Origin of the sequence: Roseobacter sp. CCS2, from assembly GCF_000169435.1 — a bacterium.
Taxonomy (GTDB): Bacteria; Pseudomonadota; Alphaproteobacteria; order Rhodobacterales; family Rhodobacteraceae; genus Yoonia.
The window spans coordinates 19,226-32,735 of the sequence record NZ_AAYB01000005.1; the positions used below are offsets into that span (position 1 = coordinate 19,226).

Sequence of the window (13,510 nt, forward strand, 5' to 3'; positions counted from 1 at the left end):
AGCTGGAAAACAGCGCAACTAAAAATGGAGGAAAATATGAAACAGTTTCTCACAACAACCGCAGCCGCAATCGTACTTGGCACAACAGCAATGGCAGACGGTCATTCAAGCGTCTTTTCGGACATGCAGTTCGATCCCAAGATGAACATTAACGCCTCTGAAATGATCGGTATGCGTGTTTATGCATCTGAAGCCAGCATCGAGAACGAGATGGTGATCCCTGCGGGCGGCGAAACAGAGTGGGACGACATTGGCGAGATCAATGAGATTGTCCTTACACGCGCCGGGGATATTCAGTCTGTTATCGTTGGTGTTGGTGGTTTTCTGGGCATTGGCGAAAAAGACGTGGCCGTAAATATGTCTGAAATCCGCTTTGTGGGTGAAGAGGGCGAAGACGACGATTTCTTCCTTGTTGTCGAAGCCACCGAAGTTGGTATTCAGGATGCGCCAACTTACGAATACGATCAGCTGACAAACACCATGGATCAAGACAGCTAAACCAACTGTGAACCAATGATAAGGGCGGGATTTTTCCCGCCCTTTATTACATTCCGACAGGAGAAAACGATGCCCCTATTTTCAAAAGGCGTGATCACGCAGATCGCAACCGACAATCCCGACGTCTACGCATTCAAGGTATCCGGTCACATTGATGATGACGCATCAGAGGCGTTGGCCGAGTTTATGAACGCCGTCTTTGACGCGCGGGGAACTGTCAGCATGCTACTGGATCTTAGCGATTTCACGGGCAGCGATTGGGACAGCATGTTGGACACCGATGTGATCAAGTCGCGATTTCGTGCCCTGACCCATGTGAAACGCTATGGTGTCGTCGGTGCACCGGATGGTGCCGCAAAGATGATTACCCTGATGAACAAAATCATTCCGGTTGAGGCTGGCGCGTTTGAGGCAAAAGACATTGAAATGGCGTGGGAATTCGTCGGGGCGCACCCTCTGGACGAAAACCAGCCAAAGCTGGGTTAATCATATGAGCTATGTAAAATCTTTGGCGTTTTGTACGGTGGCGGCCTTTTCCTTGGGCAGCGCTGCATCGGCCGAAACCGTCGGCAATGTCGATGTTGATTGGCTTGGCAATGACATCATCATCGAGGCATTTGGTGATCCCGATGTGGATGGCGTGACTTGCCACGTTTCCTATTTCGAACGTGGGCTGATTGACCGGCTGCAAAATGGCAATTGGTTCGAAGACCCGTCGAATTCTGCCATTTCATGCCGTCAGACCGGACCGATAAAAATCGGCGATATTGACAGATCTGACGAAGGCGAAAGCATCTTCTCGGAACGGCGCTCAATCATCTGGAAATCACTTTCAGTGAAGCGTATTTTTGACGAAGGCAACCAAACTCTGATTTACATCGCCCACGCCCGCGAGGTGCAGGATGGATCAGCCAAAATGTCAATCGCGACGATCCCACTGTTTGACGCCACGCAATAGGCGTCACGTCATTTCATGTGGGCCATGTGCCTAAATTCAAACCGCAGGACATCCGACATCCTTGTCTGCCAGAACGGCAGATGAGGATTTTCTGTTGTTTCATACGTAGATAAGGTATGTCAGAAAACATAGACACGCTTATGTGTCATATGAGCGAGACCACAAAATGGATTTAACTTATGTTATAAGTCAATGTTTCAGCGACTGGGTTTCCTGCTGGCGACCCGATGCCGAGTGAAGCGCTTGATATTCCGCTGCCGGATAACGCGTCTTCGGCGTTAGTGCGTAAACTGGGTGCCCTTTGTCTGATGTCAGACGAAGAAATCACCTTCATGGAAGGTCTGCAAAATCATATTGTCGATATCGAAAAGGGTCGCGATTTTGTCGAAGAAGGTAGCGACCTGCGCACCACTTGCGTCATTTCTGAGGGATGGGCCGTCCGTTATATCATGCTTGAAGACGGTCGCCGTCAGATTCTAAGCTATGCGCTGCCCGGTGATATTATCGGACTGCATATCAATTTTCGCGCTCAGGCGACATATAGTGCTGCGGCTTTAACGCCCTTGAAGGTTGCGACGATTGATCCCCGGCGCATGACTGAAATTTCGCAAAAATTCCCGGTGCTGGCCGCCGGCCTTAGCTGGTGCACTGCACGCGAATTTGCGATCTTGGGTGATCAGACCGTCAGGTTGGGTCGTTTGGCTGCACCAGAGCGTCTGGCGCATTTTCTGCTTGAACTGTGGCATCGTCTAGATCTGATTAATGAGGTAGACGGCACGTGGATTGACATGCCAATGACGCAAAGTGATCTGGCCGACACACTGGGGCTTAGCCTGGTGCATACCAATAGATCGCTAAAGACATTACGTGATGCAAATCTGGTGACAGTTACCCGTGACGCCGTGCGCCTGGATGACGTCAACGCGCTCATGAATATGTCACATTTCAACCCCGATCATCTGACTGAGTTCAGTATTTAAGCCATCCACACAAAAACGCCGCTCGCATCCTTTGGATGAAAGCGGCGTTTTGTACCAATCCGTGGTCTTAATTATCAGAACCTGACGTGAACTTGGATTTGATTTTATCCACTGTCTTGCTGACGATCCCTTCGTCATTGTCAGCATTCAGGTCATCATCCGAAGCATGGTCCGGATCGCCCTTTTTGCCAGGATCGTTTTTCAGATCAAAGTGCTGCTCTGATCCCTTCAGTTCCGGGTATTGGACTTTTGGCGTATGCTCTGCCATTTGAATTCTCCTTTTACGGTTGAACCACGCTGTCGCGCGTGTCTCTTCTTAGCGCTTTGAAAACAACGTTGGTTTGCTGTCGGACATACGCAACGCTTGGGTTTGCATGCGCTGCCGTACCTCGGTAGGGCACATGTCCATTGGGCCTTCAACAGCACAGGGGTAGCGGAACGATTTCCCGCCACGGTGGATGTCAATACGCCCCTCAAAGGCGCTTGCCGCAGGGTTATACCAAATACCTTTGACGTCGTATGTCATTGCTTCATCCCTTCATCTTATTCGATAATGTAACGAACAAAATCCGGTTTGGTTCCCTGCATTATGCAGGCGCAGGCTCTGGCGCTTTGTGGTTTGACAGCCAATGCAACGCAAATGCACCCACTGCGATACCAGCCAGCGCGTTGGCCACGGCAATGGCATAAAACACGGCCTCAGACCCTGCCAACAGCGATGCAACGAAAGATAGCGGCACATAAAGAACGGCTGTGCGGATCAGATAAAGGCCCAAGCCATAATGGGAACGGCCCAATGCATTAAACGCACCCGCGGTGATGATCACGACGCCATAGCCCCAAATGCTGATCGGTACGATAGTAAGATAAGTCGTGGCAGCGCTGATCACTTCGGCTTCTTGAGAGAACACGCCGACAATAGGCTCTGCCGCAATCCAGAAAAACAGGGCCAATACACCCGCCCATACCGCGCAAACGATGTAACTGACCTTTAGCGCCTCAGCGACCCTGCCACACTTGCCCGCACCCCAGTTTTGACCCGCGAAAGGGCCAATAGCAGAAGATAGTGCAAGCATCGGGATGACAGAAAGGGATTCAATACGCGTCGCCACGCCAAATCCCGCGACGATCACTTCGTTGAAGCTTGCCAAAATCGCGGTGGCAACGGCGATACCTATAGGGTTCACAGCATTGCCGACCGATGCAGGCACACCAACGGCAAGCACGCGTTTCCATGACTTGTACAAGGCGCTTGCTGGGGGCAGTTTAAAAACAATCATTTTCTCACGCACAGCAACAAGGGCGAAGGCGCCAAAGACGGTCACAAGCCACGCAACCAATGTACCAATGGCTGCACCTTCAATGCCGAATGCCGGGACCGGACCCCACCCAAAGATAAATATCGGCGTGATCGCGATATTTGTGACAGCTGAGCTGACCATCACAACGCTTGGCCAAAATGTGTCACCAACGGCCCGCACAATGGAATTGGCCACAATCGGGACCACAAGTAGCGGAATGGCCATGAACCAGATGCGCATATACTGCCCGATCATATCCAACACTTCGCCGCTGGCGCCCAGCATCGCGAACAATGGATCAACTGTGAAATAACCAATTGTCGCCACGCAGATGACCAGGATCAGGGCAAGTGCCAAACTATCGGTTGCCAATCGCTTGGCATCGTCATCCTCACCCCCGCCAACGGCCCGGGACACAACTGATGATGCACCAGCGCCAAGGCCGATGGCCAAGCTGGATACAGTTAGAGTGACCGGAAATGTAAATGAAAGCGCTGTCAGCTGCTGTGTGCCCAGCTGGCCCACATAATATGTATCAATCAAAGAGACAGAGATGACTGCAATAATCCCGAACACCATCGGTCCGGCCAGTTGCAATAGTTTCTTCCACGTCGCACCGGACGTCAGATCACGAGAATTAGACAAGGAGTTTCCTTTGGTTTTGCACGCCCCAACGCGTCATCGTTCAAAAAGTTCACAAAAGGTCGTGGTTCATTGCGTGTCCAGAAACCCCAGCAAGCGTTGTTCGCTAACACGCAAGCCCGTCAAAGTAGCAGGTTGAACATCAATCATGTCTTTGCCCGCCAGGTCAATAATGGCGGGGTGTATGTAACTATTACGCGCGATCGTGGGGGTATTGTGCAAAACCGTGGACGCAGCCGTCGCGATATCTTTGATCGTGGCACCCCCTTGCGACGCGACCTCATATGCTGCGCAACTGCCTGCCCATGTGCGAAAGGTTTTGGCGGTCACGTCTTCGGTGCCAGCAGCATCGGCGATATAGGCATTCAGCGCCTCTGAATTGAGCATCTGTGCTGTGCCGTCATCATCAATCCACGACAGCAAGGTAGCACCGGGCAGATCGTTGATCTTACCCAGAACACGCGCAAGTTTGGCGTCAGACAGCCGCCGCCGCACGCGCTGCCCGCCTTTGGCACGATATTGTAAGTTGATCCTGTTGCCCGTCATCTGGATATGGCGGTTGCGCAGGGTTAACGCCCCATAGCTGCCATTCTCATCGGTGTATTGCGGATTGCCGACGCGCAGTGCTGTGCGGTCAATCAACGTAACGGCAGCAGCCAAGGCAAATTCGCGCTCGCCTGCTTCTTCGTTCAAATCGTCCTGCACATGTCGCCGCAAGCGTGGCAATGCGCGCCCGAAATCCGGTAAGGCATCATACTTTGCCTGTGCTTGCTGTGCGGTCCAGTCGGGATGGTAAAGGTATTGCTTGCGGCCTTTGACGTCGCGGCCCGTCGCCTGAAGGTGGCCCAAAGGTGTGGGGCACATCCAGACGGCTTCATAGGCTGGTGGTACAGCCAATGACGCAAGGCGCTGGCGTTCAGCCTTATCAGTGATTATCGCACCTTGGGGGTCGACGTAAGAAAACCCCTTGCCGCGCCGCCTGCGGCCAATCCCCGGTTCGGTGTCCGGAAAGTAGACCAGTTGGCCCTTTGTCACGCTTTGCGCACCTCTGACGCCAGTTTTAGCACTTTGGTGCCGTCGTCTTGACTGATTTCAAGGGCGGGATCATCGCTTGACCCGTTACGGGTGACTTCGGATCCTTTGATGGTCCGTGTGATCGAACTTTCATGTGTCTTTTCGACCTCGCCGTTTGCGGTGCCGTTGCCCCAATCCCATTCAACTTTATCGCCAGATTGATAGCTCATTTTTTGCTCCTTCATCTTGATGAAAAACAAACCGCGCAGTGCCACCTTTGGTTCCCTAGTGGGTGGTCGACAGCATTTCAATTTCGGTCTGGATGATGGCTCGGTCTTCACTGCGGGCAACCTCATGCAGATTGTCCAATAGCACGCGGGCATGTTGCAGGGTCAGCGCATCAGGTTTGATATATTGGCGGCATAAGGGAAAACTGGCAGCGAAAAGCCTGTCAAAACTCAGGTGATCAAATGAAACGCGCGGATGGGCAGGGTCTTGCAAGCCACCTTCATAGCAGGCCGCAACCGTCAAAGCGGCGGCAAGCCGGTTAAGGCAATCCATCGCTGTGTAAGGATCGTTAACGCCCGGGGACAAGGCGCGTGCCACCATTTCCACCAGTTGTTCAGCCAAAAACGTGGGGTTCTGGTTCTCGGTCCGGCTGGCACCAACAGCGAAGCATCCTTGTATCGCCGCATGGTCACTGTCGCTGATGGGATCATTGGACCAAATATCAAAAACATGGGTTTCACAGGTCACAAAAGCTCCGATCGCCGAGGCCATTCTGATTTGCCAATCGTTATCTTCGGCAAGATCATTCAACTGATCAAAGTTCACCGTTTGGATGTAGCCAGAGGTGTCAGACGTAATCACATCATCAGGTGCACGGTGCGGGATATCTGGCGGCGTTCCGGCATCTTCGTGAGCATCAATCAAATGTTTAATCTGATGTTCCAACCGGGCGCCAATGCTGGCCGAAATACGAGAGACATTGATCGTTTCAGGCACATGGTGCACGAAATAAATCAGCGTAAAGATACATAGCAACGCCAGCGCCAGCGCCATTAAAATGGAATACTGCGGCACATATTGCAGCACGTCACCTTCGTTGCCGTCTTGCACCGTGCGTAACACCGTCAGCGCATAGACAAAGGTCGCAATCAAAATACCAAGGCTGATCTGGTTGCCCCGGTCGCGCATAAAGTTGCCAATCAAACGTGGCCCAAAGTTACCCGATGCGAATGACACGGCGACAAGGGTCATTGAAAACATAACGCCGGTCACACCTATGATCGATTGGGCAATCACCGCGAGAGTTGATCGCGCGCCATCAGCCTGCGTATCCAAAAGGCTGTCTGGCAATGTAAAGGGGACCATGTCAGGGTTTTGATCAATCCAGCCCATTACACTGGCAAGGATCAATCCGACAAACACCAGTATAGACGGCAAAAACCAGTAGCTGGCGCGCAGATCCTGCAACAGCTTATACAGATATGCGCGTTTTCCCATCGTTAGTCCCGGCCCTTGGTTACGCTTTACCTTATTCAAACCTGAACCATGTTGCGATGTATCTTTCATAAAGACTTAAACGCCGCCGGAACCAAAAGCGTTCCCATCGCGTTGGGGATAAATTGACATTTGAGGACGCTTTTGTATGACGCACCCGAACCAGACATCCAATGAAGACGAAGATTTGATCAAAAAAACCGAAGGGCTAGCCTCAAAACATATCTTCGAAATCATCCGGCGCGATGGTGAGGAAGAACTTGAACGTCCCAATGGATCGCTGTTCTGGTCAGGTATTGCAGCTGGTTTAATGATCTCACTTTCGGTTTTGGGCGAGGCTATTTTCCGCACGTACCTACCTGATGCTCAGTGGTCGTATCTGGTGGAAAACCTTGGTTACAGCCTTGGATTTCTGGTGGTGATTTTGGGGCGCATGCAACTTTTTACCGAAAATACCATTACCACCGTTTTGCCTGTTATGCACAACCCGGTTTGGTCCATGTTCAAACGGCTTGTCATCTTATGGTGCATTGTGTTGCTGGCAAACGTGATTGGGGCGTTTGGTGTGGCGACAGCCTTTGCTTACGGCAGTTTTATCCCGGTTGAGCTTATTCCGGCAATAACCGAACTGTCCGAACACGCCACTGGCTTTGGTGCCAGTGAAGGTTTTCAGCGGGCGATACCTGCGGGCATTCTGGTGGCCGCAATTGTTTGGATGCTACCGGAAAGCGACGGCTTTGGCTTTTTTGTGATCCTTGTCTTCACATGGCTGATCGCGGCGGGCGACTTTACCCATATCGTCGCTGGCAGCGTTGAGATGGCATTTTTGATGGTGCAGGGCATGTTACCCTTCAGTGACGCGCTCTTTGGGTTTTTCCTGCCTGTGCTGGCTGGCAATATCTTGGGTGGTACTGTGATCTTTGCTTTGCTGGCCTTTGGTCAGGTCCGTCGCGAACTTCCTGAAGGGGCCCGAAAGAAATAACGGAACTATTCGCGGCGTATTGTGTTGTGTTGGTGAAGAAACCGTAGAACGGAGGATTTTTAAAATGGAATATGCTGGACTTGGTGGACTGATCGTACTGGCCCTGAACATCTGGGCGATCATCTCAATCTTTAGCTCAGGCGCATCAACCGGAAGCAAGGTTCTTTGGACGTTGCTGGTGCTGGTACTGCCAATCATCGGCTTCATCATCTGGCTGATCGCAGGACCACGTGGTTCCGCTGTAGCGGCCTAAGATAACAGAATTTATAGAAAGAGGGCGCGTGGAAACACGCGCCCTCTTTTTTGTGTGCCATCCCGCGGTGCCAATAAAAAAGGCGCCAACCGGCACCTTTTCTACACTCATTTAATTTTATCTACTCTGAAACGATAGCCGCTGGGCTTTCCGCTGTTGGGTTATCACCCTGATATGCGGTCCAGATCATAAAACCGGCGAAAAGTACGCCTGCCCACAGAAGCGCAAATGCGATCCCTGCAAGCGGCCCGCGGTGCCGTTTCGCCTGTTTTTCGATGTTGGTTTCTGACGCTGACATCATGAACTCCTTTATCTACTGTTGGTGGATTAACGCGAGAACCGACTATTCGTTCCCTGACAGGGAACTTTTGTCGGTTTGGCGTGTTTGATGCTGAAGGAGCGATAGCAATGCAGTCAAAGATCAATACGGTCTGCCTTGTGGCGCTAACCTTTGTTGTGGCGCTTGCTGCACTTCATATTACCAGAAATCTGATGGCGCCAATCCTTGCAGCGATCCTATTGGGCATCGTCATGACGCCACTGTCGGATTTATGGGACAGATTGCGCGTTCCTGCTGCGGTCGCTGCGGCTTTATCGGTTTTGTTAGCGCTAAGCGCGATTTTGATACTGCTTTTGCTGATTGAACCCTACATTACCCAAGCGATCAGCCAAGGTCCTGTGATCCGCGAAGAATTGCGGGCAACCGTTGACGAAATGCGCCGTATTCTGCGTGGGCTTGAACAAATTTCTGAGGATATGGCCGCAGCGATTGAACCAAACGATGCTGTAGTTGAAAATGCCACAGACGAAGCTGTCGCGCTGCCATCGCTGACAGACGCTTTATTCTACGCCCCACAGTTCCTTGCACAGTTTCTGATTTTCACGGGTACACTGTATTTCTTCTTGCTGGCCCGCGATGCGGTTTATGATTGGCTAAGCAGCAATATCAGCTACCTGACTGACATGCACCTCAAGCGCGCTGCAAAACAGGTGTCACGCTATGTACTTACGATTTCGACAATAAACCTTGCGCTTGGCGCGCTGGTTGCTGTGGTCATGCAGATTATCGGTGTACCTTCCCCGATGATATGGGGGCTACTGGCCTTTCTTCTGAATTTTATCATGTATCTGGGACCAGCCCTGTTGATTGCGATGCTGACGGTGATGGGTATTGTCGTTTTCGATGGCGCTGCTAGCTTTCTGCCAGCGGCCGTCTATATCGCGATGAACGCAATCGAGGCGCAGTTTGTGACCCCGACACTTGTCGGCAAAAGCCTGTCAGTGAATCCGCTTTTGGTATTTCTGTCCTTGGTTTTCTGGCTTTGGCTTTGGGGCCCGATTGGCGGCATCATCGCGATCCCGCTATTAATCTGGATATTAACGGTGGCCAAAGGTTTTGACGATCAGGCCATTTCCACAGGTACACCCGGCAGGAACTGAGCATCTTCTTTGCCAGGCCCTACGCGGTAGGGAACAACAAATCCTTGCCGATCTTCAGGCGCCTTTTGCGCGTTACGCGCCGCCAGCACTGCCCAAGCCTCATAAGCCTGTTTTAGGTCATAAAACTCTGGCGCGGCGGCATCACCCAGCCAATGATCAAAGCATCGCTGCCGCAATTGGGCAACTTCTGTTGCTGTTTCCGTCTGAACGCCGGCTTCTGTATCCCAGTTCAGGCTGCGACCGTTCAAGTTGGCTGACGACAAGATGCCTGTGTGATCGTCAAAGATCGACACTTTGGCATGAAGATAAATGATTGGCGCGTTGAAATGGGTATCGCGGCCATCGGTAACATGGGTGCGGGGTTGCACTGGTGATCCGATAAAGACGCGTTCGGCAAAGGCATCATGAATAATGTCGATGCATTTGGCCTGCAAATGTTCCCCAAAAGCAGCATCAGGGCCCCAGGTATCTGTAAAGGCTATATCTTCTGGCGCTGCGGGCAGCATGATGATCATGGTCAGTGCCTGCTGTTCAGTCGCACGCGCGGCAAGTGCACGGGCCAAGTCCTCATCACGCAAAAACTGGGTTTCGAAGTAAATAAGGTCTTCTGACTGCGCGATGGCTGTACGATGGGCATCCGCAATTTCGCTGATAATAGGGCGGGGCGACATATAGGGCAGTGCAAAGCGGCGCTTGGCTGACATAGTGCGCAGCAGCTTTTTCGGGCGATAAGGGGTGCGCCCGTTAAAGCCATCATCCATCTGCAAAAGATGGGTGCGCGCCTCTACAGCGACATCGCCCGTGACCAGCACCTGTACATCATGCCATGTCTCTTCGCTGTCACGCTGATGTTTTGGCGTGTCATAGCGACGGTCATTCAGGTCAAGCCCCCCGATATAAAGCCGCGCGCTGTCGAACACCGCCAGTTTCTGGTGGTGGGTGACGGGCACCAAGGCAGGCGGCGGAAAAATACGCGCCTTTAGCGTATCACCTTCTTTTTTGGTTAGTTTGCGGATGTCCGGGGCCGTTTCCAGCAAACTTTGAACCGTGACGTCGTCTTGACCCGTAATGCGATCTATCTGTGCCTTGATTTCTTTTACAGATCGCCACCAAAGTGCGGTGCGCGGTAGCATCCCTAGTCGTGCAGGGTGCATCGCAACCCGAACGTTCAGATTTTGGGGATGAGTGGAAGCTTCACCTGCCGCAATCAGGCCACGCAGACATCGCCACGCATAATAGTGCATATCCATCCGCACCACCGGATCAAAATCGGTGATCACAAGCTGAATTTTGACACCGCGATTCAGGGTGTGCACGATCAGGTCAAACCAATCTGTACCCTGCGCTTGGGCCTCTTTTGATCGTAACGTTGTCCACGGGTCGAACAACCGAAAGCCAGCCACAATTTCAGAACGTGCAGACAGGAATTCCTGCTCCAGACGCGGATAAGCCTCCGCGGCTGTGATCAGAACTTCAAAGTCACGTTGTTCTTCTGTCGTGGTCAATAATCCCGAGCCTCTGGTTCGAATTCAAGCGCATTGAACGTCAACGTCATCGTATAAAGATCATCGGTCTGGTCGATATCTATTTGGCCGCCAAGCTGAAGCGCAAACGCGTTCATCAACTTGGCACCAAGACCTGTGCTTTCCTGCTGCGTAGCCTTCCCGATCGTGTTTGAGAAAACGAAGATGCAGGACGAACCATTCTGTTTCAATTGCACATCAATCTTTGCCGCGTCTTGTCGTGCGTCACCGATATATTTCATAGCATTGGTCGCGGCTTCGGCCGCCAAAAGGGACAGCGGCACAGCCTGATCAGGGTATAATGACAACGGGTCAATGTCGCTTTGAACGTTGATCTTACTGCCATCTGCAATCGCGAGCTCAACCGATTTTTCGACGATTTCTGCGATCAATGTACCCACATTCACGCGGCCCGCATCTTGGGACTGGTATAAATCGCGATGGATCGTGGCCAGGCTAAGTACACGGTCTTGAATACGGCGCAGAATATCGCGGGTTTCATCGTGTTTCGCGGATCTGATCTGCATGTTCATGATCGATGAAATCAGCTGTAGGTTATTCTTTACGCGGTGGTGGATTTCCTTCACCAGAACACCTTTTTCGCGCAACGCACCTTCCAGCGTGGCTTCGTCGCGCATGATTTCCTGGCCCATACGTTCGAAATTTCGTTCAAGATCTTCAATCTCAAGCGGTGTAAATACGGTGTCGCCGTCGACTTCTACAACCCGCCGCGTGTCTGCAAAATGATCCATCTTGGTCCTGATACGGCTAAGGTGTCGCAGGACAAGCGTGTGCATAGCAAGCATTGCAACGCCCATACTGGCAAACCACATCAGGATCGGAAAAAGCGCAGGTGCTATATCTGACGATAGGCTACTAAGCGGGCCTTCTTCGATATTCCAAATTGCCATGACAGCAGCGGGGCTGCCTTCGATGGCGACAATGCTATAACGCCTTTCCACACCGCGACGATTTTGGGTTCGAAAGGTCTGTGCCTCATCAAGCGAAAGATTTTCCAACTGTAGGCCGCTGGGTAGCTCCGGCTCTGCTTCGCCGAATCCTGACCGGGTCGTCAAGATCGCACCATCATTGTTGAACGTAATCAGTTCGACCAGCCCCTGCGCTTCAAGCGCTTGTGTCGTTTCAGGTAGCCGCGTGTGCGGAATTGAGACGGAAACGAAGCCCCCAAATTCACCGTCCACATTAAATGGTTCAGAAATCACAAAGACAGAATCACCACTTACGCTGGCGCTGCGATTAACCACGATTGTAGGTTCCTGCTGCGCCATCCTAGTTTCGAAGTTTGGGTAAGCTGAAAAATCTATGATCTCTTCGACGGACGAACATGCGACAATCCCTGAAGGCGGCAATATACCGACAAAACTATAATCTGGACTGCCCTTAACAAACCGCGACAGTACCGGCACACAGCTGTCGGGCGCATCCAAAAGATCTGGTGCAATCGATCCAAGCAGGCGTGCCGCACCGACGGCGCGTTCGATCAACACCTGTTCTGCGCGCGCCGCGCGGTCAGTTAGCCCTAAAAATGCTAGTCCAGCGGTGCGGTCAGCTTCTGCAGCGACACGATTGGTTTGAAAAATAGCGACAGAACCCAATGGCAGAAGGGCAAGTGTCAAAAGGACAACCAACTGCACGTTGAGACGCTTGTACCATTGGGTTGGGATCATGATGGAAGGTTAGGGCTGCCTACGACCGCCATGGTGGCTGTGTCGGTCAATTCCATCGCTTCATCATCCTCTAGCTGTAATATTTCTGTCAGTTTTGCGCGGGCACGGTTCACACGGCTTTTCATCGTGCCGGTAGCAACACCACACATTTCAGCCGCATCCTCGTAAGAAAATCCAGATGCCCCAACCAAAATCAATGCTTCGCGATGTTCGTCTGCCAGCTGTGCAAACGCATTCTTGAAATCCATCATTTGCAAGCGACCATCATGATCCGGTTTCACCGCCAGCGTGTCTGAAAATGCGTTATCAACATCGGCAACTTCACGGTTCAACTTGCGGCGAGATGAGTAATAATTGTTACGCAAAATAGTGAACAACCAAGCACGCATATTTGTACCGGGCTGGAATTTGTCCATGTTTGACCAAGCTTTCAACACCGCGTCTTGCATCATATCGTCAGCTGTCGCGCGGTTGCGCGTCAAACTCAACGCGAACGCGCGGAGCGCTGGTAAATGTGTTACCAGCTCATCCTTGGGATCAACTTCGCTCATTTGTCGGCCTGCATCTCTTTATCTTGCGCGCGAAGCACCGATAGCAGATCAACGATTTCATCGGGCATCTGATCTTTCTCAAGATCAGAAAAAACCTTCTTCAGGTTTTGGTCGATGTAGCGATCGATCCTTTCCTGCTTTGGATCGTTTTCTGTTGTCATTTACTCGCCGAGCCTC

General features: G+C 51.8%; 18 protein-coding genes. 7 read left to right on the top strand and 11 right to left on the bottom strand.

Annotated features, from left to right (window positions below):
- Positions 1-36 precede the first annotated feature (36 nt).
- The 4 genes from RCCS2_RS14355 to RCCS2_RS14370 all read left to right on the top strand — a co-directional run bounded on the left by RCCS2_RS14355 (position 37) and on the right by RCCS2_RS14370 (position 2,436).
- Complete coding sequence (locus RCCS2_RS14355) at positions 37-498, top strand: PRC-barrel domain-containing protein (protein WP_037294290.1); 462 nt, start codon at positions 37-39, stop codon at positions 496-498.
- A 69-nt stretch (positions 499-567) separates the two neighbouring features.
- On the top strand, positions 568-984 hold the full coding sequence (locus RCCS2_RS14360; protein WP_008235451.1) for an STAS/SEC14 domain-containing protein: 417 nt from the start codon (positions 568-570) through the stop codon (positions 982-984).
- Positions 985-988: 4 nt separating this feature from the next.
- Entirely contained in the window at positions 989-1,456 is a 468-nt protein-coding gene (locus tag RCCS2_RS14365; protein WP_008235452.1) for a CreA family protein, read from the top strand.
- Positions 1,457-1,683: 227 nt separating this feature from the next.
- A complete protein-coding gene (locus tag RCCS2_RS14370; protein WP_008235453.1) occupies positions 1,684-2,436 on the top strand; it encodes a Crp/Fnr family transcriptional regulator in 753 nt (250 codons plus the stop codon).
- A 67-nt stretch (positions 2,437-2,503) separates the two neighbouring features.
- Here RCCS2_RS14370 and RCCS2_RS14375 read toward each other — a convergent pair whose 3' ends face one another.
- The 6 genes from RCCS2_RS14375 to RCCS2_RS14400 form a co-directional block, all read right to left on the bottom strand.
- Entirely contained in the window at positions 2,504-2,704 is a 201-nt protein-coding gene (locus RCCS2_RS14375) for a hypothetical protein (RefSeq protein ID WP_008235454.1), read from the bottom strand.
- 48 nt (positions 2,705-2,752) lie between these two features.
- A complete protein-coding gene (locus RCCS2_RS14380) occupies positions 2,753-2,962 on the bottom strand; it encodes a hypothetical protein (protein WP_008235456.1) in 210 nt (69 codons plus the stop codon).
- 61 nt (positions 2,963-3,023) lie between these two features.
- On the bottom strand, positions 3,024-4,382 hold the full coding sequence (locus RCCS2_RS14385) for an MATE family efflux transporter (RefSeq protein WP_037294263.1): 1,359 nt from the start codon (positions 4,380-4,382) through the stop codon (positions 3,024-3,026).
- Between the two features lie 66 nt (positions 4,383-4,448).
- Entirely contained in the window at positions 4,449-5,414 is a 966-nt protein-coding gene (locus RCCS2_RS14390) for a DNA topoisomerase IB (protein ID WP_008235458.1), read from the bottom strand.
- Positions 5,411-5,623 carry a DUF2945 domain-containing protein gene (locus RCCS2_RS14395; protein ID WP_037294291.1) on the bottom strand — a complete coding sequence of 71 codons (213 nt, stop codon included), beginning with the start codon at positions 5,621-5,623 and terminating at the stop codon, positions 5,411-5,413. Before RCCS2_RS14395 ends, RCCS2_RS14390 begins: the two co-directional genes overlap by 4 nt.
- A gap of 55 nt (positions 5,624-5,678) precedes the next feature.
- The gene (locus RCCS2_RS14400) at positions 5,679-6,899 is read right to left on the bottom strand and encodes a DUF2254 domain-containing protein (RefSeq protein WP_050770833.1); all 1,221 of its coding nucleotides are present in this window, start codon (positions 6,897-6,899) and stop codon (positions 5,679-5,681) included.
- A gap of 145 nt (positions 6,900-7,044) precedes the next feature.
- Here RCCS2_RS14400 and RCCS2_RS14405 point away from each other — a divergent pair, with 145 nt between their 5' ends.
- Together RCCS2_RS14405 and RCCS2_RS14410 are read left to right on the top strand one after the other, a co-directional pair.
- Positions 7,045-7,878, top strand: a complete 834-nt coding sequence (locus tag RCCS2_RS14405; RefSeq protein ID WP_008235464.1) for a formate/nitrite transporter family protein — start codon at positions 7,045-7,047, stop codon at positions 7,876-7,878.
- A 64-nt stretch (positions 7,879-7,942) separates the two neighbouring features.
- Positions 7,943-8,131: a PLDc N-terminal domain-containing protein gene (locus tag RCCS2_RS14410; protein ID WP_008235471.1), complete on the top strand. Its 189-nt coding sequence runs from the start codon at positions 7,943-7,945 to the stop codon at positions 8,129-8,131.
- A gap of 121 nt (positions 8,132-8,252) precedes the next feature.
- On the opposite strand, the gene RCCS2_RS18445 is transcribed toward RCCS2_RS14410, so the two are convergent.
- Entirely contained in the window at positions 8,253-8,432 is a 180-nt protein-coding gene (locus RCCS2_RS18445; RefSeq protein ID WP_008235473.1) for a hypothetical protein, read from the bottom strand.
- A 107-nt stretch (positions 8,433-8,539) separates the two neighbouring features.
- Between RCCS2_RS18445 and RCCS2_RS14415 the strand changes: the two genes are divergently transcribed.
- Positions 8,540-9,571, top strand: coding sequence for an AI-2E family transporter (locus RCCS2_RS14415; RefSeq protein ID WP_008235475.1), 1,032 nt, complete (start codon positions 8,540-8,542; stop codon positions 9,569-9,571).
- On the opposite strand, the gene RCCS2_RS14420 is transcribed toward RCCS2_RS14415, so the two are convergent.
- The 4 genes from RCCS2_RS14420 to RCCS2_RS18450 are packed head-to-tail and all read right to left on the bottom strand — an operon-like array spanning position 9,535 to position 13,494.
- Positions 9,535-11,076 carry a phospholipase D-like domain-containing protein gene (locus RCCS2_RS14420; protein WP_008235478.1) on the bottom strand — a complete coding sequence of 514 codons (1,542 nt, stop codon included), beginning with the start codon at positions 11,074-11,076 and terminating at the stop codon, positions 9,535-9,537. The genes RCCS2_RS14415 and RCCS2_RS14420 overlap by 37 nt on opposite strands.
- Positions 11,073-12,782 (bottom strand): histidine kinase dimerization/phosphoacceptor domain -containing protein, encoded by a 1,710-nt coding sequence (locus RCCS2_RS14425; protein WP_008235479.1) that lies wholly within the window; start codon positions 12,780-12,782, stop codon positions 11,073-11,075. Before RCCS2_RS14425 ends, RCCS2_RS14420 begins: the two co-directional genes overlap by 4 nt.
- Positions 12,779-13,333, bottom strand: a complete 555-nt coding sequence (locus RCCS2_RS14430) for an RNA polymerase sigma factor (protein WP_008235480.1) — start codon at positions 13,331-13,333, stop codon at positions 12,779-12,781. The genes RCCS2_RS14425 and RCCS2_RS14430 overlap by 4 nt, the downstream gene beginning before the upstream one ends.
- The gene (locus tag RCCS2_RS18450; protein ID WP_008235482.1) at positions 13,330-13,494 is read right to left on the bottom strand and encodes a NepR family anti-sigma factor; all 165 of its coding nucleotides are present in this window, start codon (positions 13,492-13,494) and stop codon (positions 13,330-13,332) included. The genes RCCS2_RS14430 and RCCS2_RS18450 overlap by 4 nt, the downstream gene beginning before the upstream one ends.
- Positions 13,495-13,510: the final 16 nt, after the last annotated feature.

What these genes read in the sequence shown, in the direction of transcription:
- RCCS2_RS14355 (WP_037294290.1), top strand. Translation starts at nt 37, where the DNA reads ATGAAACAGTTTCTCACAACAACCGCAGCCGCAATCGTACTTGGCACA.
- RCCS2_RS14360 (WP_008235451.1), top strand. Translation starts at nt 568, where the DNA reads ATGCCCCTATTTTCAAAAGGCGTGATCACGCAGATCGCAACCGACAAT.
- RCCS2_RS14365 (WP_008235452.1), top strand. Translation starts at nt 989, where the DNA reads ATGAGCTATGTAAAATCTTTGGCGTTTTGTACGGTGGCGGCCTTTTCC.
- RCCS2_RS14370 (WP_008235453.1), top strand. Translation starts at nt 1,684, where the DNA reads ATGCCGAGTGAAGCGCTTGATATTCCGCTGCCGGATAACGCGTCTTCG.
- RCCS2_RS14375 (WP_008235454.1), bottom strand. Translation starts at nt 2,704, where the DNA reads ATGGCAGAGCATACGCCAAAAGTCCAATACCCGGAACTGAAGGGATCA.
- RCCS2_RS14380 (WP_008235456.1), bottom strand. Translation starts at nt 2,962, where the DNA reads ATGACATACGACGTCAAAGGTATTTGGTATAACCCTGCGGCAAGCGCC.
- RCCS2_RS14395 (WP_037294291.1), bottom strand. Translation starts at nt 5,623, where the DNA reads ATGAGCTATCAATCTGGCGATAAAGTTGAATGGGATTGGGGCAACGGC.
- RCCS2_RS14400 (WP_050770833.1), bottom strand. Translation starts at nt 6,899, where the DNA reads ATGGGAAAACGCGCATATCTGTATAAGCTGTTGCAGGATCTGCGCGCC.
- RCCS2_RS14405 (WP_008235464.1), top strand. Translation starts at nt 7,045, where the DNA reads ATGACGCACCCGAACCAGACATCCAATGAAGACGAAGATTTGATCAAA.
- RCCS2_RS14410 (WP_008235471.1), top strand. Translation starts at nt 7,943, where the DNA reads ATGGAATATGCTGGACTTGGTGGACTGATCGTACTGGCCCTGAACATC.
- RCCS2_RS18445 (WP_008235473.1), bottom strand. Translation starts at nt 8,432, where the DNA reads ATGATGTCAGCGTCAGAAACCAACATCGAAAAACAGGCGAAACGGCAC.
- RCCS2_RS14415 (WP_008235475.1), top strand. Translation starts at nt 8,540, where the DNA reads ATGCAGTCAAAGATCAATACGGTCTGCCTTGTGGCGCTAACCTTTGTT.
- RCCS2_RS14425 (WP_008235479.1), bottom strand. Translation starts at nt 12,782, where the DNA reads ATGATCCCAACCCAATGGTACAAGCGTCTCAACGTGCAGTTGGTTGTC.
- RCCS2_RS14430 (WP_008235480.1), bottom strand. Translation starts at nt 13,333, where the DNA reads ATGAGCGAAGTTGATCCCAAGGATGAGCTGGTAACACATTTACCAGCG.
- RCCS2_RS18450 (WP_008235482.1), bottom strand. Translation starts at nt 13,494, where the DNA reads ATGACAACAGAAAACGATCCAAAGCAGGAAAGGATCGATCGCTACATC.